The sequence below is a fragment of the Arenimonas caeni genome (assembly GCF_003024235.1).
GTDB lineage: Bacteria > Pseudomonadota > Gammaproteobacteria > Xanthomonadales > Xanthomonadaceae > Arenimonas > Arenimonas caeni.
In genome coordinates, this window is record NZ_KZ679087.1 from 200,413 (window position 1) to 221,117 (window position 20,705).

General features: G+C 69.5%; 23 protein-coding genes. All 23 read left to right on the forward strand.

The annotated features are described in order from the left end of the window. Window positions 1-246: 246 nt before the first annotated feature. The 23 genes from C6N40_RS06495 to C6N40_RS06605 all read left to right on the forward strand — a co-directional run bounded on the left by C6N40_RS06495 (window position 247) and on the right by C6N40_RS06605 (window position 20,702). Window positions 247-840 (forward strand): hypothetical protein, encoded by a 594-nt coding sequence (locus tag C6N40_RS06495; protein WP_106990196.1) that lies wholly within the window; start codon window positions 247-249, stop codon window positions 838-840. Beyond that, a complete protein-coding gene (locus C6N40_RS06500; RefSeq protein ID WP_106990197.1) occupies window positions 837-2,735 on the forward strand; it encodes a phage terminase large subunit family protein in 1,899 nt (632 codons plus the stop codon). The genes C6N40_RS06495 and C6N40_RS06500 overlap by 4 nt, the downstream gene beginning before the upstream one ends. Continuing rightward, window positions 2,732-3,055 (forward strand): helix-turn-helix domain-containing protein, encoded by a 324-nt coding sequence (locus C6N40_RS06505; protein WP_205208558.1) that lies wholly within the window; start codon window positions 2,732-2,734, stop codon window positions 3,053-3,055. The genes C6N40_RS06500 and C6N40_RS06505 overlap by 4 nt, the downstream gene beginning before the upstream one ends. Before the next feature lie 104 nt (window positions 3,056-3,159). Further along, a complete protein-coding gene (locus tag C6N40_RS06510) occupies window positions 3,160-3,381 on the forward strand; it encodes a phage head-tail joining protein (protein ID WP_106990199.1) in 222 nt (73 codons plus the stop codon). Window positions 3,382-3,383: 2 nt separating this feature from the next. Further along, the gene (locus C6N40_RS06515; protein ID WP_240183465.1) at window positions 3,384-4,871 is read left to right on the forward strand and encodes a phage portal protein; all 1,488 of its coding nucleotides are present in this window, start codon (window positions 3,384-3,386) and stop codon (window positions 4,869-4,871) included. A gap of 1 nt (window position 4,872) precedes the next feature. Beyond that, on the forward strand, window positions 4,873-6,843 hold the full coding sequence (locus C6N40_RS06520; RefSeq protein ID WP_162782113.1) for a prohead protease/major capsid protein fusion protein: 1,971 nt from the start codon (window positions 4,873-4,875) through the stop codon (window positions 6,841-6,843). A 60-nt stretch (window positions 6,844-6,903) separates the two neighbouring features. Then, window positions 6,904-7,284 (forward strand): DUF2190 family protein, encoded by a 381-nt coding sequence (locus tag C6N40_RS06525; RefSeq protein WP_106990201.1) that lies wholly within the window; start codon window positions 6,904-6,906, stop codon window positions 7,282-7,284. Window positions 7,285-7,351: 67 nt separating this feature from the next. Further along, the gene (locus C6N40_RS06530) at window positions 7,352-7,699 is read left to right on the forward strand and encodes a hypothetical protein (RefSeq protein WP_106990202.1); all 348 of its coding nucleotides are present in this window, start codon (window positions 7,352-7,354) and stop codon (window positions 7,697-7,699) included. Beyond that, on the forward strand, window positions 7,696-8,043 hold the full coding sequence (locus C6N40_RS06535) for a hypothetical protein (protein WP_106990203.1): 348 nt from the start codon (window positions 7,696-7,698) through the stop codon (window positions 8,041-8,043). Before C6N40_RS06530 ends, C6N40_RS06535 begins: the two co-directional genes overlap by 4 nt. Continuing rightward, entirely contained in the window at window positions 7,992-8,855 is an 864-nt protein-coding gene (locus tag C6N40_RS06540) for a lysozyme family protein (protein WP_162782114.1), read from the forward strand. The genes C6N40_RS06535 and C6N40_RS06540 overlap by 52 nt, the downstream gene beginning before the upstream one ends. Beyond that, window positions 8,852-9,304, forward strand: a complete 453-nt coding sequence (locus C6N40_RS06545; protein ID WP_106990205.1) for a hypothetical protein — start codon at window positions 8,852-8,854, stop codon at window positions 9,302-9,304. The genes C6N40_RS06540 and C6N40_RS06545 overlap by 4 nt, the downstream gene beginning before the upstream one ends. Then, window positions 9,280-9,588 (forward strand): flagellar basal body L-ring protein FlgH, encoded by a 309-nt coding sequence (locus C6N40_RS06550; protein ID WP_106990206.1) that lies wholly within the window; start codon window positions 9,280-9,282, stop codon window positions 9,586-9,588. The genes C6N40_RS06545 and C6N40_RS06550 overlap by 25 nt, the downstream gene beginning before the upstream one ends. Next, window positions 9,585-10,373, forward strand: a complete 789-nt coding sequence (locus C6N40_RS06555) for a hypothetical protein (RefSeq protein WP_106990207.1) — start codon at window positions 9,585-9,587, stop codon at window positions 10,371-10,373. The genes C6N40_RS06550 and C6N40_RS06555 overlap by 4 nt, the downstream gene beginning before the upstream one ends. Further along, the gene (locus C6N40_RS06560; RefSeq protein WP_162782115.1) at window positions 10,370-10,693 is read left to right on the forward strand and encodes a head-tail joining protein; all 324 of its coding nucleotides are present in this window, start codon (window positions 10,370-10,372) and stop codon (window positions 10,691-10,693) included. Before C6N40_RS06555 ends, C6N40_RS06560 begins: the two co-directional genes overlap by 4 nt. After that, entirely contained in the window at window positions 10,686-11,120 is a 435-nt protein-coding gene (locus C6N40_RS06565) for a hypothetical protein (protein WP_106990209.1), read from the forward strand. The genes C6N40_RS06560 and C6N40_RS06565 overlap by 8 nt, the downstream gene beginning before the upstream one ends. Before the next feature lie 23 nt (window positions 11,121-11,143). Beyond that, window positions 11,144-11,890, forward strand: a complete 747-nt coding sequence (locus tag C6N40_RS06570; protein ID WP_106990210.1) for a phage tail tube protein — start codon at window positions 11,144-11,146, stop codon at window positions 11,888-11,890. Window positions 11,891-11,896: 6 nt separating this feature from the next. Then, window positions 11,897-12,319, forward strand: coding sequence for a hypothetical protein (locus C6N40_RS06575; protein ID WP_106990211.1), 423 nt, complete (start codon window positions 11,897-11,899; stop codon window positions 12,317-12,319). Window positions 12,320-12,502: 183 nt separating this feature from the next. Then, window positions 12,503-15,376 carry a tape measure protein gene (locus tag C6N40_RS06580; protein ID WP_106990212.1) on the forward strand — a complete coding sequence of 958 codons (2,874 nt, stop codon included), beginning with the start codon at window positions 12,503-12,505 and terminating at the stop codon, window positions 15,374-15,376. Beyond that, the gene (locus tag C6N40_RS06585) at window positions 15,369-16,550 is read left to right on the forward strand and encodes a hypothetical protein (protein WP_106990213.1); all 1,182 of its coding nucleotides are present in this window, start codon (window positions 15,369-15,371) and stop codon (window positions 16,548-16,550) included. Before C6N40_RS06580 ends, C6N40_RS06585 begins: the two co-directional genes overlap by 8 nt. Continuing rightward, entirely contained in the window at window positions 16,540-17,358 is an 819-nt protein-coding gene (locus C6N40_RS06590) for a phage BR0599 family protein (protein WP_106990214.1), read from the forward strand. The genes C6N40_RS06585 and C6N40_RS06590 overlap by 11 nt, the downstream gene beginning before the upstream one ends. Then, on the forward strand, window positions 17,355-17,810 hold the full coding sequence (locus C6N40_RS14435) for a hypothetical protein (RefSeq protein WP_240183466.1): 456 nt from the start codon (window positions 17,355-17,357) through the stop codon (window positions 17,808-17,810). Before C6N40_RS06590 ends, C6N40_RS14435 begins: the two co-directional genes overlap by 4 nt. Before the next feature lie 2 nt (window positions 17,811-17,812). Continuing rightward, the gene (locus tag C6N40_RS06600) at window positions 17,813-18,025 is read left to right on the forward strand and encodes a hypothetical protein (RefSeq protein WP_343125495.1); all 213 of its coding nucleotides are present in this window, start codon (window positions 17,813-17,815) and stop codon (window positions 18,023-18,025) included. After that, window positions 18,015-20,702, forward strand: coding sequence for a phage tail protein (locus C6N40_RS06605; protein ID WP_106990216.1), 2,688 nt, complete (start codon window positions 18,015-18,017; stop codon window positions 20,700-20,702). The genes C6N40_RS06600 and C6N40_RS06605 overlap by 11 nt, the downstream gene beginning before the upstream one ends. The last annotated feature ends 3 nt before the right edge of the window (window positions 20,703-20,705 follow it).

Below are 20,705 nucleotides of genomic sequence, written 5' to 3' on the forward strand. Positions count from 1 at the left end.
GCGGGGTTCGGCCTAACGCGGGCGCACGCGCACGAATCGGCCCGGGCTACCACTGCGCGAAACGCACTCGCGCACACGTGCCCGCCCCCGCACACCACGCACACCCCGCACAAGGCAGGCGGGGCGCGGCTTTCAGGCGTGCGGGCACCTGTGCGGGGTGGCCGGCACCCCGCACAGGCACGGTCGCGCGCGGGCGCGGGCCTTCTCCCATCGCTCTCGTGGAAGAAAGAAGGGGAGGCGGTAGGCATGGCTGGCGCTGAAGGCGGCGAAGTTTCCCGCAAGGCCTTCGCCCGGATCCTGGGGGCGGCTCCCAGCTACATCACCCAACTGCAGGAAGAGGGGCGGCTCGTGCTCTCGGCCGACGGAAAGAAGGTGCGGGTCGAGGAGTCCCTGGCGCTGATCCGCGGGACGGCCGACCCGAGCAAGGCGGGCGTCGCCGAGCGCCATGCCGCGGCCCGTGGCGCGCCCACGGGGGCGGCTGCGGCCGACGACCAGGATGGGGACGACGCGATGCCTTCTGACCCGGCGCAGGGCGGCGACGCCCGGCGTCGGGCCAAGGCGCTGGCCGACAAGGCCGAGACCGACGCCAAGGCCGCCGAGCTCGACTACCGCCAGCGGGTGGGGGAGCTGCTCGAGGCGGCCGAAGTCGAGCACCTGATCAAGAGCGCGGTGACCACGTTCCGCGGCGGCCTGGAGAGCCTGCCTGACACCCTGGCGCCCGAGCTCTCGGCGCTGTCGGATGAAGGCCGGATCCGCGTGGTGCTCGGCGAGGCGATCGAGCACCGGCTCGAGGAACTGTCCCGGGCGTTCGGCGCCATCGCCAGGCGGGAACAGGCATGAGCGCGCAGAGTCGCCTCGCCGCCACCATCTCCCGGGCCATCGCGCCGCGGCGCCCGATGCGCGTGAGCGACTGGGCCGCGGCCAACCGCGTGCTGTCGTCGAAGGCAAGCAACGAACCAGGCCGCTGGCGCAACGAGCGTAACCCGCTGCTGGTGGAGCCGATGGACTGCTTCAGCGCCCGCAGCCCCGTGCGCGAAGTCGTGTGCCGCCTGCCGATCCAGTTCGGGAAGTCGGAGCTCGAGTGCAACGTGCTCGGCTACAGCATCGACGAGGTGGGAGGCCCGATCATGGTCTGCCTGCCCGGCGAGGTGTCGCAGGGCAAGTGGATCGACCAGAAGCTCAACCCCCTGCTGGAAGAAACGCCGGCCGTGCGCCGCCGCCTGGCGAGCACCGCCAGCCGCGACGCGGCGAATCGCCGAACCTTCAAGGACTTCGAGGGCGGGCAGCTGTACGTCGAGCACGCCGGCAGCCCGGAGCGCCTGAAGTCGACCTCGGTGCGCACGCTGATCGTCGACGAATTCTCCAGCTTCGCTACAGCACTGCGAAGTGGCGACGACCCGGACCTGATGCTCGACGGCCGCACGAGCGCATTCCCCGCCACGTACAAGCGGCTCAAGGTCGGCACACCTGGCATCAAGGGCATCTGCCGCATCGACGCCCTCTACGCCAAGAGCGACCAGCGCCGCTGGTACATGCCGTGCCCTGACTGCGGACACAAGCAACCCTTCGAGTGGAGCGGCCTGCACTGGACGCCCGACGCCAGCGCCTGCTGGTACGTCTGCCGCGAGTGCGGCGTGGTGATCGAGGAGCACCAGAAAGACGCCATGATCGACGCCGGCAGCTGGGTGGCCGAGAACCCTGGCGCCGAGATCCGCGGCTACGCGGCGAACGGCCTGTACTACAAGATCGGCCGCGGCCCGCGCTGGCTGCAGCTGGTGCGAGAGTGGGTCGACGCGCAGAACGACCCGGCGAAGCTGAAGACCTTCATCAACGACCGCTTGGCCGAGGCCTGGGAAGACCCGGCCATGCGCGCCGTGAAGCACAACGTGATCGCCGATCGCGTGGAGCCCATGCCGCTCAAGCCGGTACCCAACTGGGTGCTGGCCGTCACCGCCGGTATCGACACCCAGGACGATCGCCTGCCCGTGCAGCTGGTCGGCTGGGGCCGCGGCCTGGTGTGCTGGCCCATCGACTACGTCGAGCTGCCCGGCGACCCCGCCGAGGACGACGTGTGGCTGGCCCTGACGGAGCTGATCTCGCGGCCGATCGAGCGCGCCGATGGCCGGCTGCTGCGCGTGGAGGCCAGCGCCCAGGACGCCGGCGGCCACCGCACCGAGGCGGTGAAGGCCTTCGCCCGCCGTCGCCTGCTACGCCGGCACATCGCCATCTTCGGCGCGAAGGCGAACAACGCGCCGGTGCTGAGCAAGGGCACGCTGGTGGATATCAACTGGCGCGGCCAGCTCGACAAGCGCGGCATCAAGATCCACCACGTCGGCACAGTGGGCATCAAGCACATGCTCTATGGCCGCCTGAGCGCCGATGCCGACAAGCCGGCCGAGCAGCGCCAGGTGCGTTTCAGCGAGGAACTGCCGCCCGAGTACTTCGGCGGCCTGGTGAGCGAAACCTACAACCCGGCCAAGAACCGTTTCGACAAGCGCCGCGGCGCGCCGCGCAACGAGCCGCTCGACACCTGGGTGTACGCCTACGCGGCCACGCACCACCCGGAGCTGCGCCTGCACCGGCTCACGAAGGCCGACTGGGATCTGCGCGAGCAGCGGCTGGCGGCGGCCGAGAACGATGTTCCACGGGAACCGTCGCCGCCGGCGGTCGCCGCTCAGGGTTCCCGTGGAACAACGGCGGCCCCCGCCAAGAAAGGCTGGAGGCGGAATTGGTGAGCCGCAAGGTGCCTCGACGCAAGGCGCGGGTCGAAGAGCTCACCGAGGAGCTGGCAATCGGCGCAGCCATGCAGCTGCGCTGCGACAGCCGCGAGATCCACGACGTGGTGAAGGCGGTCGTGGACTACCTCGTGAAGGAATACCCGGCGCAGGACCTGTACATTCCGGCAGGGTTCAATCTTCAGCAGTACCCAGTCGAAAGGATCGAGGCCGACTTGCGTGCCGGCCGGTCTGTGCGGTGGGTCTGCAAGAAGTACCGAATGAGCCGGCAGACCCTCTATAGGGTGCTCGGAAATCGGGTGGCGCAGGCAGCGAGCTAGCAACGGCGCGGGTTTGAGTGCGTTCCATTCCCCCGAGATCGGGACGCACTTGGTGTGGAACATGGCATCCATGCGCTCGACCTTCTCCCGCTGGTGCCGCTGAGATGGCCTACACCCAGGCCGATCTCGACCGCCTCGATGCCGCCATCGCCTCCAGCTCCCTGGAGGTGCAGTACGGCGACCGGCGCGTGCGCTACCGCTCCATGGACGAGCTGATCGCGGCGCGCAACCACGTCGCCAGCCAGCTGGCGGCGGCGGCCTCCGCGGCAGCCGGCAACCGCAAGGCGACGCGGCGCTACACCTTCCAGACGATGCGGGGCGACTGAGCATGAACTTCGTCGACCGCATGGTGGGGGTGTTCTTTCCGGAGGCCGGCCTGCGCCGTCGCCGCGCCCGCGCCCTGCTCGAGCGCGCCTACGAAGGCGCGGCGCGCACGGACGGATGGCGCCCGCGCCGCGCCGGCGCCAGCGCGAACACCGACCACCGGGCCGACGCGCGCGAGCTGCGCATCCGGGCCCGATCGCTGGTCAAGAACGTCCCGTACATCACCCATGCCCTCCGCTCGCTCGTCAGCTGCACCGTGGGCACGGGCATCGAGCCCCGTTCGCTCGCCAAGCGCGGCGCCGAGGTGCTCGACACGCTCTGGTCGCAGTGGGTTCCCCAGGCCGACGCCGACGGGATCTTCGACCTTTACGGCCTGCAGGCGGCCGCCTACCACGCCATGGAACAGGACGGCGAGGTTCTGATCCGACGGCGCGTTCGCCGTCCGGGCGACGCCCTCACGGTGCCGCTCCAGGTGCAACTGCTCGAGATCGATTGGCTCGACAGCGCGAAGCAGGGCAGCGCCAGCGACGGCGGCCAGATCATCAACGGCATCGAGTACGACCTGCTCGGCAAGCCGAGGGCCTACTGGCTCTTCAGCGCCCACCCCGGCGAGTACCAGGGGCGCCCGCTGCGCATCGACAGCAAGCCCGTGCCGGCCGCCGACATCATCCACCTGTTCCGCCCGAGCCGGCCTGGCCAGGGGCGCGGCATCACGCGTCTGGCGCCGGTGATCGCCCGAGCCCGCGACCTGATGCTCTACGAGGACGCGGAGCTGCAGCGCAAGAACCTGGAGACCCGCCTCGGGCTGGTGGTCTCCGGCGATGCCACCCAGATGAGCAACCCACCCGACTCTTTCGGCCAGCCGGCAGAGGGTGGGGATGGGAAGCGCACCTACGGCGATCTGGGTGTGCTGCCCAGCGGCGGCATCACCGAGGTCGCGCCCGGCCTCAGCATGCAGCAGATCGAGCCGAAGACCAGCTCCGACTACGCCGCCTACGTGAAGCTGCAGCTGCACCTCATCGCCGCTGGCATCGGCGTGCCCTATGAGTCGATGACGGGCGACATGAAGGAGGTCAACTTCTCCAGCGCCCGCATCCGGCACATCGACTTCCGGCGGGACTGCGAGCAGGTCCAGTGGCTGGTGCTGGTGCCGAAGCTCTGCATGGGCCTCTGGCGCTGGTTCGTCGACGCGGCCGTGCTCGGTGGCAAGGTCACCCAGGCCGACTATGGCGTGGACTGGAGCACCCCGCGCTGGGACTACGTCAATCCGCACCAGGACGTGCGCGCCGAGGCGGACCAGATCAAGAGCGGGCTGCTGTCGCCGTCCGAATCGTTGCGCCGCCGCGGATACAAGCCGGATTTGGTGTTCGCCGAGATGGGGCGCGACCTCGAAAAGATGCGCAGCTCCGGCGCGCTGGAGCTGATGCGCCTGTTCATGTCCAGCGGCCAGGTGCCTGCCGCTGAGCCTGCCGATACCACCGAGGAAACCTGACATGCCCGACGTCACCCGATTGATGCCCACGCAGCTGCGCCAGGCGCGGCTGATGCCCAACACGTTCGACGCCGAGGCCCGGACCATCGAGGTGGTCTGGACCACTGGCGCGTCCGTGCGCCGCTACGACTGGTGGAACGACGAGTACTACAACGAGGAGCTCTCGCTCGACGAGGGCGCCTGCGACCTGTCCCGTCTCGCCTCCGGCAACGCGGCGGTGCTCGACAGCCACAACCGCTGGGGCCTGAATGGCCAGATCGGCGTGGTCGAGCGCGCCTGGATCGAGAACGGCGAGGGCCGTGCGGTGCTGCGCCTGTCCGCGCGCGACGAGATCGCTGGCCTGGTCAAGGACATCGTCGACGGAATCATCCGCAACATCTCCGTCGGCTACACCGTGCAGCGCTACCTGGTCGATCGCAAGGAAGGCGAGGTCCCGACCTACCGCGCGGTCGAGTGGCAGCCCAGCGAGATCAGCTTCGTCACCGTGCCGGCCGACGCCGGCAGCAGCACCCGCCAGTCCCCCGATGCCGCGCAGGGCTTCCCCTGCGTGTTCACCCGTGCTTCCGCACCGACCAACACCCAGGAGATCGACATGCCGAACCCCGCTTCCACCCCGGCCAATGCCGCCCGTGCCGCGGATGCGGCGCCGGCCAACGACAACCCGACCCCGGTCGCACCGGCGGCCGCGCCGGCCAATGCCGTCGCCGACGCGAACGAGCGCGCCGCCCAGATCAACGAGCTCGCCCGCCGCCACGGCATGGACGACAACGCCCCGGCGTGGATCCGCGGCGACCTCTCGGTTGACCAGGTGCGCGCCCAGATCCTCGACCAGCTGGCCACGCGCGACCAGGCCGCCGGCGGCAACCTCAACCGCGTCGACACCGTCGTGGACGAGGCCGACAAGATGCGTGCCGCCGCGGCGGACGTGATCCTCGCCCGCGGCATGGTGGTGGACCCGTCCACGCGTGAGCGCGTGCGCGCCGCCAACGACAACCCCTACCGCGGCATGACCCTGCTGGAGATGGCTCGCTTCTCGCTCGAGCGCCTGGGCGTGCGCACGGCCGGCCTGAACAAGCTCGACCTGGTGGGCCGCGCGTTCACCCAGTCCGGCAGCGACTTCCCCGTGCTGCTCGAGAACGCCATGCACCGCACCCTGCAGGCGGCCTACGCGATCGCGCCGGACACCTGGTCGCGCTTCTGCGCCCGCGGCAGCGTCAGCGACTTCCGCGCCCACCCGCGCTACCGCACGGGCAGCCTGGGCAACCTCGACGCGCTCAACGAGCTCGGCGAGTTCAAGAACAAGGCGATCCCGGACGGCGAGAAGGCCAGCATCACCGCCGGCACCAAGGGCAACATCATCAACCTGTCGCGCCAGGCGATCATCAACGACGACCTGGGCGCGTTCATCGGCCTGGCTGCAATGCTGGCGCGTGCCGCCAAGCGGACGGTCGAGGCCGACGTCTATGCCTACCTGGCCTCGAACCCGGTGATGGGCGACGGCTTCGCGCTGTTCTCGAACGACCACGGCAACCTCGAGTCGGCGGGCGCGCCCACCGTGGAGACGGTCGATGCGGCCCGCGTGAAGCTGGCGGCCCAGAAGGGCGTGGGCAACAACGACTTCCTCGACCTGCGCCCGGCCATCTGGCTCGGCCCGCTGTCGTACGGCGGCACCGCCCGCGTCATCAACTCGGCCGAGTACGACCCGGACACGGCCAACAAGCTGCACAAGCCGAACAAGGTGCGTGGCCTGTTCCGCGACGTGGTCGACTCGCCGCGCATCGCCGACTCGAAGTGGTACCTGTTCGCCGACCCGGCCGACGCCCCGGTGATCGAGGTGGCGTTCCTGGACGGCCAGGACGAGCCCTTCCTGGACATGGAAGAGGGCTTCAGCGTCGACGGCGCCCGCTGGAAGGTCCGCCTGGACTTCGGCATCGCCGCCATCGACTACCGCGGCGCCGTGCGCAACGGCTGATCGACCGGCCGGAGGCTTCGGCCTCCGGCCAACCCCGACCCCTTTCCCAGGAGAAGCAACATGGCACGGAACTACGAATCGGATGGCAACGTCATCCAGTGGACCAACGGCACGGGCAGCGCGGTTGCCTCGGGCCAAGTGGTCAAGGTGGGCAACCTGATCGGCGTGGCGTTGGTGGCCCTGGCCATCGGCGAGACCGGCAGCGTGGCGGTCGAGGGCGTCTTCAGCGGCGTCCCGAAGGTCAGCGGCGCGGTGTTCGCCCAGGGCGAGAAGCTGGTCTTCGACGTGAGCGCCAACGGCGGTCTCGGCGCCTTCGACGACAGCGCGGCGGCGCCCGCCACCGGCGACGTGACCGGCGGCGCGGTGGCCTGGGCGGCCGGCGCCGACGGCCAGACGACCTGCACGATCAAGCTGACCCCGGGCAACTCCGCGGTCGCCTGACCCCTGGAGGACTTCGCCCTCGTGGCGGCTCCGGATCGACCCGGAGCCGCCCCCGAACCCGGAGCCGATGGTGCAAGACGACATGCACACCCACCGCCGCCGCGACGACACCGACGACACCAAGGGCCACCGCCTGGAGGCCGCGGCCGAGTCGACGTTCGCGAAGCTGCTCAACCGCTTCGTGATGCCGATCCTGTTCGGCGTGGTCGCGTTCTTCGTCAGCGACACGCTCAAGGACATCCGGAGCGGGCAGGAGGCCCAGGGCCAGGCGATCAGCGAGCTCAAGACCGAGTTCCGCGTGCTCACCACGCGGCTCGATGAGGTGGTGATCCGGCAGGTGAACGCGAACTCCGGCCAGCTGGTGAACCACGAACAGCGCCTGCAGGCGCTCGAGCGAGAGGGGCGCAACCGATGACCACCCACTTCAAGGCCTTCGCCTTCTGGCTGCCGCTGATGGTCGTGCTGACCCTGCTGGGCTGGATCGTGCTGGGCGCCCTGCCGGGCATGCGCATGACCGGTGACCTGGTGGCCTGGCTGGCCGAGCTGCCGGTCATCACCTGCTACGCGATCGCCGCCGGCGCCGCCACGTCGCTGACGATGCGCGCCACCGGCATGAACCTCGATAACGACTACCGCGCCGAGCTTATCCGGCGCGCCGCCGCCGGCGACCACGCCGCCCACCAAACCCTGTCCCAGGAGATCCGCGCATGGCTCGGCTTTCTCGTCATCTGGTCGCTGTTCTTCTTTCCGCACTGGTAATCGCCGGCTGCGGCGGCCCGGACGCGTCCGGCTCCCTGCAGGCCGCGATTGCGCCGGTGGTGGCCGACGCGCAGGCCGAGGTGACGGCCGTCGTCACCCCGGCCGCCGAGACCGCCCAGCTGCGCGCTGCCGAAGCGCTGGTGCCGGCGACGCTGGCCGTGCAGGCGATGAGCCAGGAAGTGCTCTCCCCGTCGCCGGGGCCCCGTGAATGGACGTGGGGCGGGGCCCCGGTGGCGGCGGACCTGATCATCCGCTGGGAGATCGGCAGCCCGGCGCGCTACACGCGGCTCTACCAGGGCCTGATCTGCCCGCCCGGCGCCAGCGGCCCGACCGGCGGCGTCGGCTATGACTTCGGCCACCAAACCCCGGCGGCAATCCGCGCCGAGTGGCACGAGCACCCCGACGTCGAGCGCCTGGCCGCTGCGTCCGGCATCGTCGGCGAGGCCGCGTGCAACGCCTTCGTCGCCCAGCACCGCGACATCCGCATCGACTACGCCTACGCCGAGCGGGTTTTCCTGAGCTCCACGCTGCCGGCCTACCAGCTGGCCGCTGAGCGCGCCCTGGGCGAGGGCTGGCACCGGCTTACCCTGAACGCGCAGGCGGGCAACACCAGCCTCGGCTACAACCGCGGCTGGTCGATGCGCGGCGACCGCAACCGCGAGAAGCGGGCCATCCGCGACGTCTGCGCGCCCGCCGGCGACGTCCGCTGCAACGCTGCCGAGATCCGCGCCATGAAGCGGCTGTGGCCGCACATCCCCGGCCTGCAGAACCGGCGCGAGGACGAGGCGCGGGTCGTGGAGTCGGCGTCGTGATCGGGAAGCTTATCACCGCCAAGGCCGCGCCCTGGCTGCTGGGCGCCATCGTGGTGCTGCTCGGCGCCCTGGCGCTGCAGCACCTGGTGCTGTCGGCTGCTGTCACCGCAGCGCAGGGGGAGCGGGACACGGCACAGGCCGCGGCTGCGAGCCTGACCACGTCGCGGGATGCGTTCGAGCTGCGGGCCACGGAGTTGGCCACGGCCAACCGCGAGTGGGGCCGCACCGTCGAGACGCTGCAGGCCGAGCTCGAGCGCGCCCAGCGCGACGCCCGCGAGCTCGACGCCCAGGCCCGCGCGGCCATCGCGCGGGCGCAGGCCGAGGCCCGCGACGCCGATCGCACCCTTAAACGGTTCGTCGAGCAGTTCGCCGTCGAATCCAAGCGCCCGGATTGCGCCCGGGCCCTCGCCAACCTGGAGGCCCAATGTCCCGCCTTGTCTGGCTACTGATCGTCGGGCTGCTGGCCGGCTGCGCTTCGACCCCGTCCACCCGCCTGCCGGGCGCGGAGGGCGCCGTGCGCCCGGTCACCCAGGTGGTGATCCGCTACGTCTACGTGCCGGTCGACAGCGTGCTCACCGGCCCCGAGTTCATCGCCGAGGGCCCGCTCTCGATGTGTCCGCATGTGGCCGCCGAGCGCAAGGCGGCGCTCCAGCGCTGCAACGCCAAGCTCGAGGCGATCGCGGCCAAGCAGGGCACGGTCGTGGAGCCCGAGGGGGAGGGTAAAGGCGAGTGAGCCAGTTGCTCTCCATCGCAGTGGACCCTGGCAACGTGCTCGGCCGGCAGCTCACCGACCTCGAGCGCAAGCAGCTGCCGTTCGCGATGCAGCGGGCGCTCAACGACACCGCCTTCCAGACCCGTCAGGAATGGGCCGAAGTCATGACCCGGGTGTTCGATCGGCCGACGCCGCTCACCCAGCGGGCCGTGCTGTACCGAAAGGCGACGCGCGAACGACTGACGGCGGAGGTCTTTCTGCGCGACGAGGCCTTCAAGGGCACGCCCCCGGCGAAGTACCTGCAGGCGCAGGTCATGGGCGGCACGCGCCGCCAGACCGGCAAGGAGCGCAAGCTCGTCGCTGCAGGCCTGCTGCCTGCCGGTCACTTCGTCGTGCCGGGTGCCGGTGCTCAGCTCGACGCTTATGGCAACATTTCGCTCGGCCAGGTCAATCGCATCCTTTCCCAGATCAGCGCCCAGGGCGACGCGACGGCCAACGAGTCCGCCGCCAGCCGCGGCCGGCGCAATCGGCGCGAGGGGCGCAAGACGGGTTACACGACGCAGTTCTTCGCGCTCAAGCAGCGCCGAGGCCGCCTGGCGGCCGGCGTCTACCAGCGCATCCGGCTGGGCCGCCTGGGAAGCGCCGTGCGCAGCGTGCTCCGCTTCGTGAGCGGCGTCAGCTACCGCCCGCGTTACCGCATCTTCAATCTGGCCCAGCGGCTCTTCGATCGCCGGTTCCCCGAGAACTTCGAACGATCCCTCTACTCGGCCGTGGCGTCCGCCTGGGCGCGGGAGTTCCGGCGATGAGCCAGCGCGACGCCTTGCGTGACATGGACGACGCCTTGGTCGCCGCCTTCAAGGGCGCCGGCCTGGCCGACGATGCCATCTACACGCCACCCGGCGGAGACGCCGTCGCCTGCGAGGTGATGGTCGACGAGGGCATCGCCGAGTTCGGTGAGGACCTCGCCACGGTGGTCGGTCGCCGCACGTTGGTGAGCCTGCTCCTGCGGCAGATCCCGAACCCGGTGCGTGGCGCCACGGTGCTCGTCGACGGAACGACCTACACCCTCGACATCCCTGAGTCGCGCGACCAGTCGATCTCGCGCTGGGTGGTGACCCATGACTGAGCCCACCACCTGGCAGCTGCTCGGTGACGTCGAGGCCTGCCTGCAGCGCATCACGGTGGCCAACGGGTTCCGCACCGATGCGGGACTTGCGGTCACGCGCGAGCCGTCGCGGGTTCCCGAGTCAGAGTCCGCGGTGATCGGCCTGGCACTCGGCCGTCTGGAGCCGCCGGACCAGCCCGGGCTGGCGCGTACCCATCGCAAGGCAAGCATCGTGATCGTCGGAAAGATCGCCGTCGACAGCACCGATGATCAGGCACGGCTTCATGACCTGTTGGACGACATCACCCGGGCGATCGACGGCCAGGCAACCCGCTTCGGCGCTGGCCGCGCCTTGCCCACGTTCGTCTCCGCAAGCCCGATCGAGCCCGAGCCCGGCGTGAAGTGGCTTGGCCTGACGGTCATCTACTCCGCGCACGTGCTGCGTTAACCCACCACCCCGAGGACACCACCATGGAAGATAAAAGCTACATCGGCTCCGGCAACATCCTGATCCGCGAAAAGGGCGCCGCCGCCCCGCTCGTGGAGGTGGGCAACTGCTCGGCCCTGACCCTCTCGCCGCAGGAGAACGTGCTCCAGCAGCAGGACTTCACGAAGCCCGGAGGCGGCCTGCGCAACCAGGTGCGCCGCGTCACCGGCGTGGACATCGCCTACACCTTCCACGACTTCGCCGCCGAGAACTTCGCCCGCGCCTTGCGTGCCGCCATCGAAACGGTCACGGCCGGCACGGCGACTGGCGAGGAAGTGGTGGCCTACAAGGGCGGCTACGCGCCCCTCGCCAAGATCGCCACGGCCATCACCTCGGTGGTGCCGGCCGGCGGCGGCACCGCGTTCGCCGCGGGAGACGACTACGAGCTGCGGGACGGACAGCTGTATGTCCCGAGCGACAGCGCCATCACGAACCCGGTCGCCGGCGCGGCGAACATCGAGGTCACCTACACCTACGCGGCCCAGAAGAAGGTCCAGGCGCTGGTCAACCCGAACAAGCAGTACGAGATCGTGTTCATGGGCCTGAACGAAGCCCAGTCCGGCAAGCGCACCCGCATCACCTGCCACAAGGTCTCCGGCGGCGTGTTGCAGGCGTTCGCGGCCCTCGGCGAGGACTACGGCGCCGGCGAGGTCAACGGCGCGCTCCTGGCCGACACGGGGAAGACGGGCGTGGGCATCAGCCAGTACGCCACGATCGAGATGGAGGACTGATCGGCCATGTCCGATGAACTCGAAGTGCTGGAGCCCGCGGGCTCCAGCGTCCAGTACCGCGGCGAGGCCATCGAGGTGCGGCCGCTGGAGATCGGCCAGGTGCCGCAGCTGGTGCGCAAGTGCCGGGGCGCCGTGAACGTAGTGCTGGCGATGGACTCGTTGCCGGACACGAATGAGCTGGGCTTTCTCGACCTGGTGATGGACCTGGTCGGCTCGCATGGCGAGGAGCTGTACGAGGGCGTGGCCATCTGCGTGGGCAGGGAGCCCGGGTGGGTCGCCAAGGGCAATCTCGACGAGTTCGTGGTGCTGGCGACGGCAGTCTTCGAGGTCAATCGGGATTTTTTCGTCCAGAGGCTCGCGCCGCTCCTGGGCGCGGGCCGAAAGAGCCCGCCGGCCAGTGGGGATGGGCCGACGCCATCCAGCTCCTGATCAGCCGCGGGCACCGCCTCGAGGACATCCGCCGCTACACCCTACGGCAGCTTCGTCTCTTCACCGAGGCTGCCGTGAGGGCCAGAAACCGAGATCGGGCCGAGGCACTGATGGATGTGCGCGTGGCAAGCAAGTACGAGAAGAACCAGTTCGAGTCCTACCTCCGAGCCCTGAGGCGCTGACATGGCCACCCCGCAAACCAACCTCCGCGTCCGCATCAGCGCCGACCTGGCCGACATCAAGAACGGCCTGCTCGCCCTTCGCAAGGATCTGGAGGGCGTCAAACGCGGCGCCCGCGAGGCGCTGAGCGCGGACAACAACCGTTTCGTCGCCGGGCTCAAGGCGGTGCGTGCCCAGGTGGTGGGGATTGTGGCGAGCTACGCCTCGCTGCAGGGGGTGCAGACGTTCGCTCGTCTCGCCGACGAAGCAAATCTTCTGCGTGGCCGGTTGAAGCTGGCCACCAAGGACCAGCAGGGATTCAACAAGGCCCAGCGCGACACCTTCGCGATCGCACAGCGGAACCAGGTGTCGCTGGCCACCACGGTGGACCTGTACGCGCGCCTGAGCCGGTCGACGCAGCGCCTGGGCCTCGGCGGGCAGCAGCAGTCCGACCTGACGGAGGCCATCCTGCAGGCCGGCCGCCTTTCGTTCGCGTCAGAGGAGGGTCTGAACGCGGCCATCGTGCAGCTCGGCCAAGGCCTGGCGTCCGGTCAGCTGCGCGGTGAAGAGCTGAACTCGGTGCTCGAGCAGACGCCGCGGCTGGCGCAGGCAATCCAGGACGGTCTGCGGGAGCTTGGGATCAAGGGGGCGGAGGACCTGCGGAAGCTGGCCAAGGAAGGCCAGCTGACGCCGGAGCTGCTGGTGAACGCGATCCTGACGCAGCAGGATCGGCTCGCGGATGAGGCGAAGAACATCCCGCAGACCATCGCCGGCGCCTTCTCGCAGCTTTCAAACGCGGTGCTGCGCTTTATCCAGGACTCGAACGAGGCCAACACCGCCGCACAAGGCATCATCAGCTTCCTGCGTGCGATCGCGGAGAACCTGCCGCTGATCGTCAGTACGATGATCACAGCTACGAAGGTGGCTGTCGCATACTTTCTGGTGTTCAAGGTCGCGCCCGCGACCATCGCCGCAGCGACCGCCGCTCTGGCCCTGTACAAGCAGCAGGTCATCGCGACGAGTCTTGCCCAGACCCTTGGGATCAAAACGGCAGTGACGTGGGCTTCGAGGCTGAAGGCCGCGGCTGGCGTGGCTTTCGCGGCTTTCGTGGGATGGGAAATCGGGACCTACCTCAAGAACCAGTTCATCGAGGTGGAGCTCGCCGGCATCGCGCTGGTGCACGGCCTGCTCGTCGGCTGGGAAAAGATCAAGAACGGCGCGAAGGTGGCCTGGGCGTTCATCGCCAGTGGCTTCAGTGCCACGGTCGACCTGATGCGTCGCCAGCTGGCCGGGTTCCTCGAGGGCTGGGCCAACGCGGCTGAGCAGGTGGACATCTTCGGTGCCGGCAGCGGTGCTATCGCCAAGGCGCGCCAGTGGGCCACCAACCTGCGGCCGGTGAACGAGGAAACCGAAACCCTCGCCGAGACGCTGGCGCGCATCAACGCGGAGACCGCGGGGAACATCGCCCAGATCGACCAGAACATGTACGCCCTCGCGGACGCCGCCGTCGCGGCGCGCCGGGCCGCGGAGGGTGCGGCCGGTGCCGGCGGCGACGGCGGCGATGGCACCGGAACGGGCAACGACGGCCCGCCCCGCGCAGCGGTCGACCAGCTCGAGCTGCTTCAGGACGCCACCCAGCGCGCCATGCGGGCGCTGGAACAGGCGTACGAAGACGGCGAGATCAGCATGCGGGACTTCTTCACCAAGAAGGCCGAGCTGGAGCGCCAGTCCATCGACCTGGCCCTGCAGGCGGCCCACGCGGACCTGCAGGCCGCAACCTCGGTCGAGGCCCAGGGCAAGGCCCTGACCAACATCATCAAGCTCCAGCGCGATCGCGCCGAGATCGGCCCGCGCATTGCCCGGGAGCAGGCCGCGGCCGAGCGCGAGCTGGCCAACGAGCTCCAGAACCTCGGCATCCGCATGCTGGAGCTGGAGGGGAACACCGAGGCGGCAGCCGCGATCCGCCTGAGCCAGCAGTTCGCCGAGCTCCGGGAGCGGCTCCTGCGCGAGGGCAATGATCTCGGCGTGCAGCTGCTCGACCGGGTGTTCAACGCCGAGTTGGCCAACCAGCGGGCGGAGGCCCTGGCCAGCAAGGTGTCGGACGCGCTGGCGCACATCCGCTCCGAGACCGAGTTCCTGAACAACCAGGCCGACCTCGGCGCCAAGTCGCCGTTCGAGGTTGAGAAGGAGCTGCAGCGCCTGCGCGAGGAGTCCCTGGCCCAGCTGCGGGAGCTGCGCCAGCAGGCGTGGGAGGCGTACAACCAGGCGCCGAGCCCGGCCACGCTCGCGCAGATCCGCGAGCTCGATACCGCCATCCTCCAGTTGGAGGAGTCCCAAAAGAAGTTCAAGCGCGCCGCCCAGGACAGCGGCTTCGAGGCGCTGCGCGGGTTCTTCACCGACTTGGCCACCGGCGCCAAGTCGTTCAAAGACGCGTTCCGGGATGCCGTGCTGAGCTTCGTCCAGGGCATCGCCGAGATGATCGCCCAGGAATGGGCGCTCTACGCGGTGCGAATGATCACACGCGCTTTCGGCGGTGGCGGCTCGGTGCCGGTGGGGGTGAACCACGGCGGCGGCATGGCGGGGCAGGGCACCAAACGCATGATCCCTCAGGCGACCTTCGAGTCCCTGTGGGGCAATGCGCCCCGCTTCCACGAGGGCGTGGATCTCGCGGCGGGGGAGATGCCGGCGATCCTGCAGGAAGGCGAGCGGGTGCTCAGCCGGGCTGAGAACGCCCGCTACCGCGACGGGCAGGGCGCGCCTGGCCGGGTGACGACGCCGATCGTTGCCATCGGCGATCGCGCCGTCGCCGATGCGCTCGCCGGCGCCGCCGGCGAAGAGGTCGTGCTGACCCACGTACGGAACAACTGGGCGGGCCTCACGGGAGGTTCCGGTGCCTGACGCCGTTCCCTGGACCTTCTCGGCCGGCGGCGCGACCAGCGAGCGCCTGGAGTGGCTGACCGACGTGTTGCCAGCGCACACCGGGCCCGAGCAGCATCGGCGCCTGCGCGAGGCACCGCGTATGGTGATTTCGTTCGACACGGTCGAAAGCGGCGACAGCCGGCGGGCCATGGAGACGCTGCTGATCGCCAATGGTGCCGACGGCTGGCTGGCGCCGCTCTGGCCCGACGCCTCGCCGCTGACCAGCGACTGGATGGCGGGTAGCCCGGGCAACACGCTGGCGGTCGATACCACCCTGAGGCGTTTCGCTGTGGGGCGCTGGGTTCTGCTCCTGGGGGCCGACCATCGGACTTTCGACGTGGGCGAGGTCGTGTCCTTATCCGACGGCTCGCTCGAGCTCGCCGAGGGCCCGGCCAGCAGCTGGCCGGCCGGCACGCTGGTGGTTCCGCTGGTGCGCGCCCGGTTCGAGGCCATGCCTTCGCTGAGTCGGTTTACCGGCGACGACGCCCCTGTTCGCGTGGCCTTCCACAGCGATGAGCCTGTCGACTGGCCCGAGGACCCCGGCGCGGCCGAGTACCGCAGCCTGCCGGTGATCGAGCATCGGCCCTCGGGCATGGGCGACCCGAGCTGGACGCCAGAACGCCAGCTCAATCGTGTGGACGCCGGCTCCGGCCCGGTCACCGTTTACGACACGGTCGGTATCGCCCTGCCGGACTGGACCGCTCCCTACGTGCTGATCGGCCTGCCGGAGATTGCAGCCTTCCGGTCCCTGCTTTACGCGCTGGCCGGCCGATGGGGTATGGCCTGGGTGCCGACGTGGGCGAACGATCTGCGCGTGACGGCAGCGCTGGCCAGCGCCAGCACGCTGCTGGATGTCGCCTGGACAGGCCTCTCCGAGTGGCCGCTGCAGGCGAACCGCAGGGACATCCGGATCGAGCTGCGCAACGGGGCCGTGCTCTATCGCCGGGTGACCGCCGCGGCCGCTCACGGCGCCGGGGAGCGCCTGAGCCTGGATGCTGCGCATGGCGTCGACGCCGCCTCAGAGGATGTCCTGCAGGTTTCCTTCCTTATGCTGGCCAGGCAGGACACCGACGTGAATCTGCTGCGGTACTGGCGCCACGACGTCGTGGAGACGGAGCTGCGGTTCAAGGGAGTGCTCGACGATGGGGTTTGATCTCCTCGAGCGCAGCCGGTACGCGGGCCGGCCCATCGGCCTCCTCCGCCTCAGCCGCGGCAACCTGCTCGAGCTCTACACCACAGCCGACCGCGAGGTGACCGTCGGCGCCGACACCTACCTGCCGCTGGCGGTGACCCGCAGCGCCATCCGCGACAGCGTGGAGCGCCAGAAGAGCGTGGTCACCCTGACCCTGCCCGTGGACGCGCCCTGCGCCGCCTGGTGGCGCCCGTACCCGCCCAGCACCATCGTGGGCGTGTCGTGGCTGGCCAAGCACTGGGGCTCGAATGAGGTGGCGGTGGAGTGGAGCGGCCGGGTGGTGGGCCCGCGCTTCACCGACACCCAGCTGGTGCTGGCCTGCGAGCCGGCGCGCACCAACGCCCGCGCCCGCGGCCTGCCGCTGCGCTGGCAGCTGGGCTGCCCGCTGCCGCTCTACTCCCAGGGCGTGGGCATGTGCAACGTCAGCAAGGCGGCGCACGCGCTGCCGGCCACGCTCACCGACGTCGCCGGCGCCAACATCCGCGCCGCGGCCTTCGCCACGCTGCCCAGCGGCCGCCTCGCCGGCGGCTTCGTGGAGTGGACGCGCGCCGACGGCGAGCCCGAGATGCGCAGCATCATGGCCCACGACGGCGACCTGATCATCCTGAACTACGGCGCGCTCGACCTGGCCGAGGATCTCGAGCTCACGGCCTACCCGGGCTGCAAGCACAACTTCGCCGACTGCCGGGACTACTTCGAGAACGGGCCGAACTACGGCGGCGCGGTCTACAGCCCGGTGCGCACGCCCTTCGACGGAAACCCGGTATGACCGCCCGCGCCCCCATCAAGGCCCGCCGCCCGCGCCTGCGCTGGTACCTGCAGGTGGCCCGCCTGCATCTGGCCCGGCTGCTGCTCCTGCCGCCGCGCGAGCGCCTTTCGCGGGCGTTCGCGCTGCTGGCGGCGGTGCTGCTGATCTCCGCCTCGGTGACCTTCGTGGCCATGGACACATCGCGCCCGCTCGAGGTCGACGGCCTCGGGGTGTCGCTGGCCTGGGTGAACTTCGTCTGGCAGCTGGTGGCGATGATCGTCTCGGCGCTCATCAGCTACGCGCTGCGTCCGAAGCCGAAAGAGCCCGAGGTGGCGAAGGCGAACATCCCGGTGGCCGAGGACGGCAAGGGGATCGAGCGGATCTACGGCGAGGTGTGGATCGACGACCCGTACGTGCTCGGGTTCAAACAGCTGGGGCAGACCCCGATCAAGGCCAAGGGAGGCAAGAAGTGAAGGTGACCGTGGCCCATCTGCGCAGCGTGCCGGGGTTCAGCCCGAAGCCGGGCTTCTGCCTCTCGCAGAGCCGCGTGTGGTTCCAGCGGCACGGCCTGGACTGGCGCGACTTCGTGCGAAACGGCATCGACGCCGAGGCGCTCGAGGCGACGGGCGACGGCCTGGCGCTGGCGCTGGTGGCGCATGCCCGCCGGGAGGTGGCCAATGGGCGGTAAGAGCAAGCCGACCATCGGCTACTGGTACCGGCTGCTGCTGCACTTCGGCCTGTGCCGCGGTCCGATCGACGCGCTGCTCGAGTTCCGCGGCGGCGAGCGCGCCGCCTGGTCCGGCGTGGCCACCGGCGGCACCCTGGCCATCAACGCACGCGAGCTGTGGGGCGGCGAGAAGGCCGAGGGCGGCATCGAGGGCGAGCTCGACGTGATGCTCGGCGCCGCCGACCAGATGCCCAGCGCCCGCTTGGCCGGGATCCTCGGCGACCAGCAGAGCGCCTATCGCGGCAAGGCGACGGTGGCGTTCGAGGGGCGGTATGGGGCGTTCAACCCGTATCCGAAGCCGGCGTCTTTCAAGGTGCGGCGGATCTTCGAGGGGTGGGATGGCGATGTCTGCTGGTATCCCGAGAAGGCGGACATCTACTTGTCAGGTGATCCGTCCACCGGCGGCGAGACGTTGTACACCTGGAGCGTGGCTGCAGGTGTGGTGCCAGGCCTCTACACGTTCACCACCGGAGCAACTCCGACCCTCTCGTTGCCGAACACTTTCACGGCTTCACTTCGCCCCAGCGTGGTGGCATCGGATGCGCGGCTGCTCCGTAGGGCGCAGCTGAAGCATGAAGGCGTGGTTGTCTGGGACTCTGGCTGGGTCGGGGGCCTAGATTCGAGTGATCAGGCAGTACTTGATGGTGTGCTTACGACGGCTGGCCGCGAGGACCTGATTTCTCCGATTAGCTTTGAAGACGAGGCGAGCGGGGTCGTGGTGCTGAGCGAGCCCACGCCGCCAGGTCCCCGGCTGACCGTTTTTGTTGTCCCTGTGACAGCCATTTCCGGTGGTGACAGTGTGTCCGTGACGGTCGATGCGGTGGCGTCGGTTACTCCTTCAACCGAGTCATTCGGGATGAATCCGGCGCACATCGTGTACGACGCCCTCACTGCCCAGGAAATGCAGGGCGAGCCCACCGGATCGGTCGACGAGGTCAGCTTTTCGGCGGCGGCAGACCTATTCCACTCCGAGGGGTTCGGTCTGTGTGCGAAGTTCAATCCGGCTACGCAAACGCCAGAAGAATTCAGCCAGCGAATCTGCAGCATTGTCGGCGCAACCTTGAGCAGGAGCCGCGTCGATGGGAAGTACTACCTGCTGCCGCGCCGGGGTGTGCACGACCTTGATTCTCTCCCGATCCTGGCCGATGACGACATCCTCGAATACGAAGAGGAGCCGAGCGATCCGCTCGAGGCGGTCAACCAGGTCACCATCGAGTGGTTCGATCCGGTCAAGAAGCAGAAGCGCACTACAGCCCCCATACAGGCGCTTGGCGCGATCCAGGCGCTGGGCGGCGTCGTGGCAGAAAGCCTGTCCTATCCAGAGATCCCGACGGAGGACCTGGCGCTGCGAGTGGGTGCTCGCGACTTGGGGCAAAAGTCGACGCCGCTCAAGCGATTTCGACTCACGACCAACCGTGTCCCATACGCTTGGAGAGCCGGGGACTACTTTCGCCTGCAGGCGCCGCGGCGTGGCATTGCCGACATGGTGTGCGAAGTGGGCGAGATCGATGCAGGGGCGCCCCGCTCGGGCTCGATGCGGCTGGTGGCGATCCAGGACGTCTCGCAGATGCCGGCGACGGTCTACGTTAGCCCGGAGCCAGGCGTGGACACGGCGCCTTCGCAGGTGCCGGCTGTTCCGCCCCATCAGCGGCTGATCGAGGCCCCCTATGTCGAGCTCGCTGGGACTCTGCCGGCTGCAGAGCTGTCCGCACTGGCGGGCGACGCAGGCTTTGTGCTGGCCATGGCCAGCAGACCATCGGCCGGCGTCAACTTCACGCTCTACACGGCGGCATCTGGCGAAATCCTGGCTGACCAGGGATCCGGTGACTGGTGCCCCACCGCGCTTGTCGTGGAAGAAGCAGGGCAGGGTCCCGCCGACACGGAGTTCACACTCGACGAGGCCGAGAACCTTGACCTGGTGCAGGTAGGGTCGGCTGCGCTCTGGGGCGATGAGATCTGCCGGGTGGATGCGATCGATGTCGGCGCGGGCACCGTCACCCTCGGGCGAGGATGCGCGGATACCCCGCCCTTGCCGCATGCTGCCGGCGATCGAATCTGGTTCTACGATGCCTGGTCCGCAACGGACCGCCGTGAGTATGCCGGTGGTGAAGAGGTGTCAGCGAAGTTGAGGACCCGCACCGCCAGCCAGCTACTCGACGAGTCGCTGGCGCCGACGCTCCTGCTCGAACTGGACGAGCGGGCGGCGAGGCCCTACGCGCCGGGGCTGCTTCGCATCACGGACGATCTGGCCACTGCAGTCCCTTACCCCGAATCCGCAGTGGGCGAGCTGGTCGTGACCTGGGCGCATCGCGATCGCCTGCTGCAGGCTGACCAGCTTATCGACGAGGGAGCCTCCAGCATCGGCCCGGAGGCCGGAACAACCTACACCGTCCGCTTCTATCTGGACGGAGTGCTGGACGAAACCGAAACCGGCATCACCGGCACCAGCGCCACGCCCTACACCCTGAGCGGCAACGGCGTGGCGCGCGTGGAGGTGGAGGCGGTGCGCGACGGCCTCGCCAGCTGGCAGGTGGCCGCGGCCGAGTTCGCCTACCTGACCGCGCCGGCTGACGTTCGCGTGACCGACGCCGGAGACACCCGAATTACCGACAGCGGCGACCGCCGCACTACGGACTGAACG

Coding starts and splice junctions, on each gene's coding strand:
- C6N40_RS06495 (WP_106990196.1), top strand. CDS start 247: ATGGCTGGCGCTGAAGGCGGCGAAGTTTCCCGCAAGGCCTTCGCCCGG.
- C6N40_RS06500 (WP_106990197.1), top strand. CDS start 837: ATGAGCGCGCAGAGTCGCCTCGCCGCCACCATCTCCCGGGCCATCGCG.
- C6N40_RS06510 (WP_106990199.1), top strand. CDS start 3,160: ATGGCCTACACCCAGGCCGATCTCGACCGCCTCGATGCCGCCATCGCC.
- C6N40_RS06515 (WP_240183465.1), top strand. CDS start 3,384: ATGAACTTCGTCGACCGCATGGTGGGGGTGTTCTTTCCGGAGGCCGGC.
- C6N40_RS06520 (WP_162782113.1), top strand. CDS start 4,873: ATGCCCGACGTCACCCGATTGATGCCCACGCAGCTGCGCCAGGCGCGG.
- C6N40_RS06525 (WP_106990201.1), top strand. CDS start 6,904: ATGGCACGGAACTACGAATCGGATGGCAACGTCATCCAGTGGACCAAC.
- C6N40_RS06530 (WP_106990202.1), top strand. CDS start 7,352: ATGGTGCAAGACGACATGCACACCCACCGCCGCCGCGACGACACCGAC.
- C6N40_RS06535 (WP_106990203.1), top strand. CDS start 7,696: ATGACCACCCACTTCAAGGCCTTCGCCTTCTGGCTGCCGCTGATGGTC.
- C6N40_RS06540 (WP_162782114.1), top strand. CDS start 7,992: ATGGCTCGGCTTTCTCGTCATCTGGTCGCTGTTCTTCTTTCCGCACTG.
- C6N40_RS06550 (WP_106990206.1), top strand. CDS start 9,280: ATGTCCCGCCTTGTCTGGCTACTGATCGTCGGGCTGCTGGCCGGCTGC.
- C6N40_RS06560 (WP_162782115.1), top strand. CDS start 10,370: ATGAGCCAGCGCGACGCCTTGCGTGACATGGACGACGCCTTGGTCGCC.
- C6N40_RS06565 (WP_106990209.1), top strand. CDS start 10,686: ATGACTGAGCCCACCACCTGGCAGCTGCTCGGTGACGTCGAGGCCTGC.
- C6N40_RS06570 (WP_106990210.1), top strand. CDS start 11,144: ATGGAAGATAAAAGCTACATCGGCTCCGGCAACATCCTGATCCGCGAA.
- C6N40_RS06575 (WP_106990211.1), top strand. CDS start 11,897: ATGTCCGATGAACTCGAAGTGCTGGAGCCCGCGGGCTCCAGCGTCCAG.
- C6N40_RS06580 (WP_106990212.1), top strand. CDS start 12,503: ATGGCCACCCCGCAAACCAACCTCCGCGTCCGCATCAGCGCCGACCTG.
- C6N40_RS06590 (WP_106990214.1), top strand. CDS start 16,540: ATGGGGTTTGATCTCCTCGAGCGCAGCCGGTACGCGGGCCGGCCCATC.
- C6N40_RS14435 (WP_240183466.1), top strand. CDS start 17,355: ATGACCGCCCGCGCCCCCATCAAGGCCCGCCGCCCGCGCCTGCGCTGG.
- C6N40_RS06605 (WP_106990216.1), top strand. CDS start 18,015: ATGGGCGGTAAGAGCAAGCCGACCATCGGCTACTGGTACCGGCTGCTG.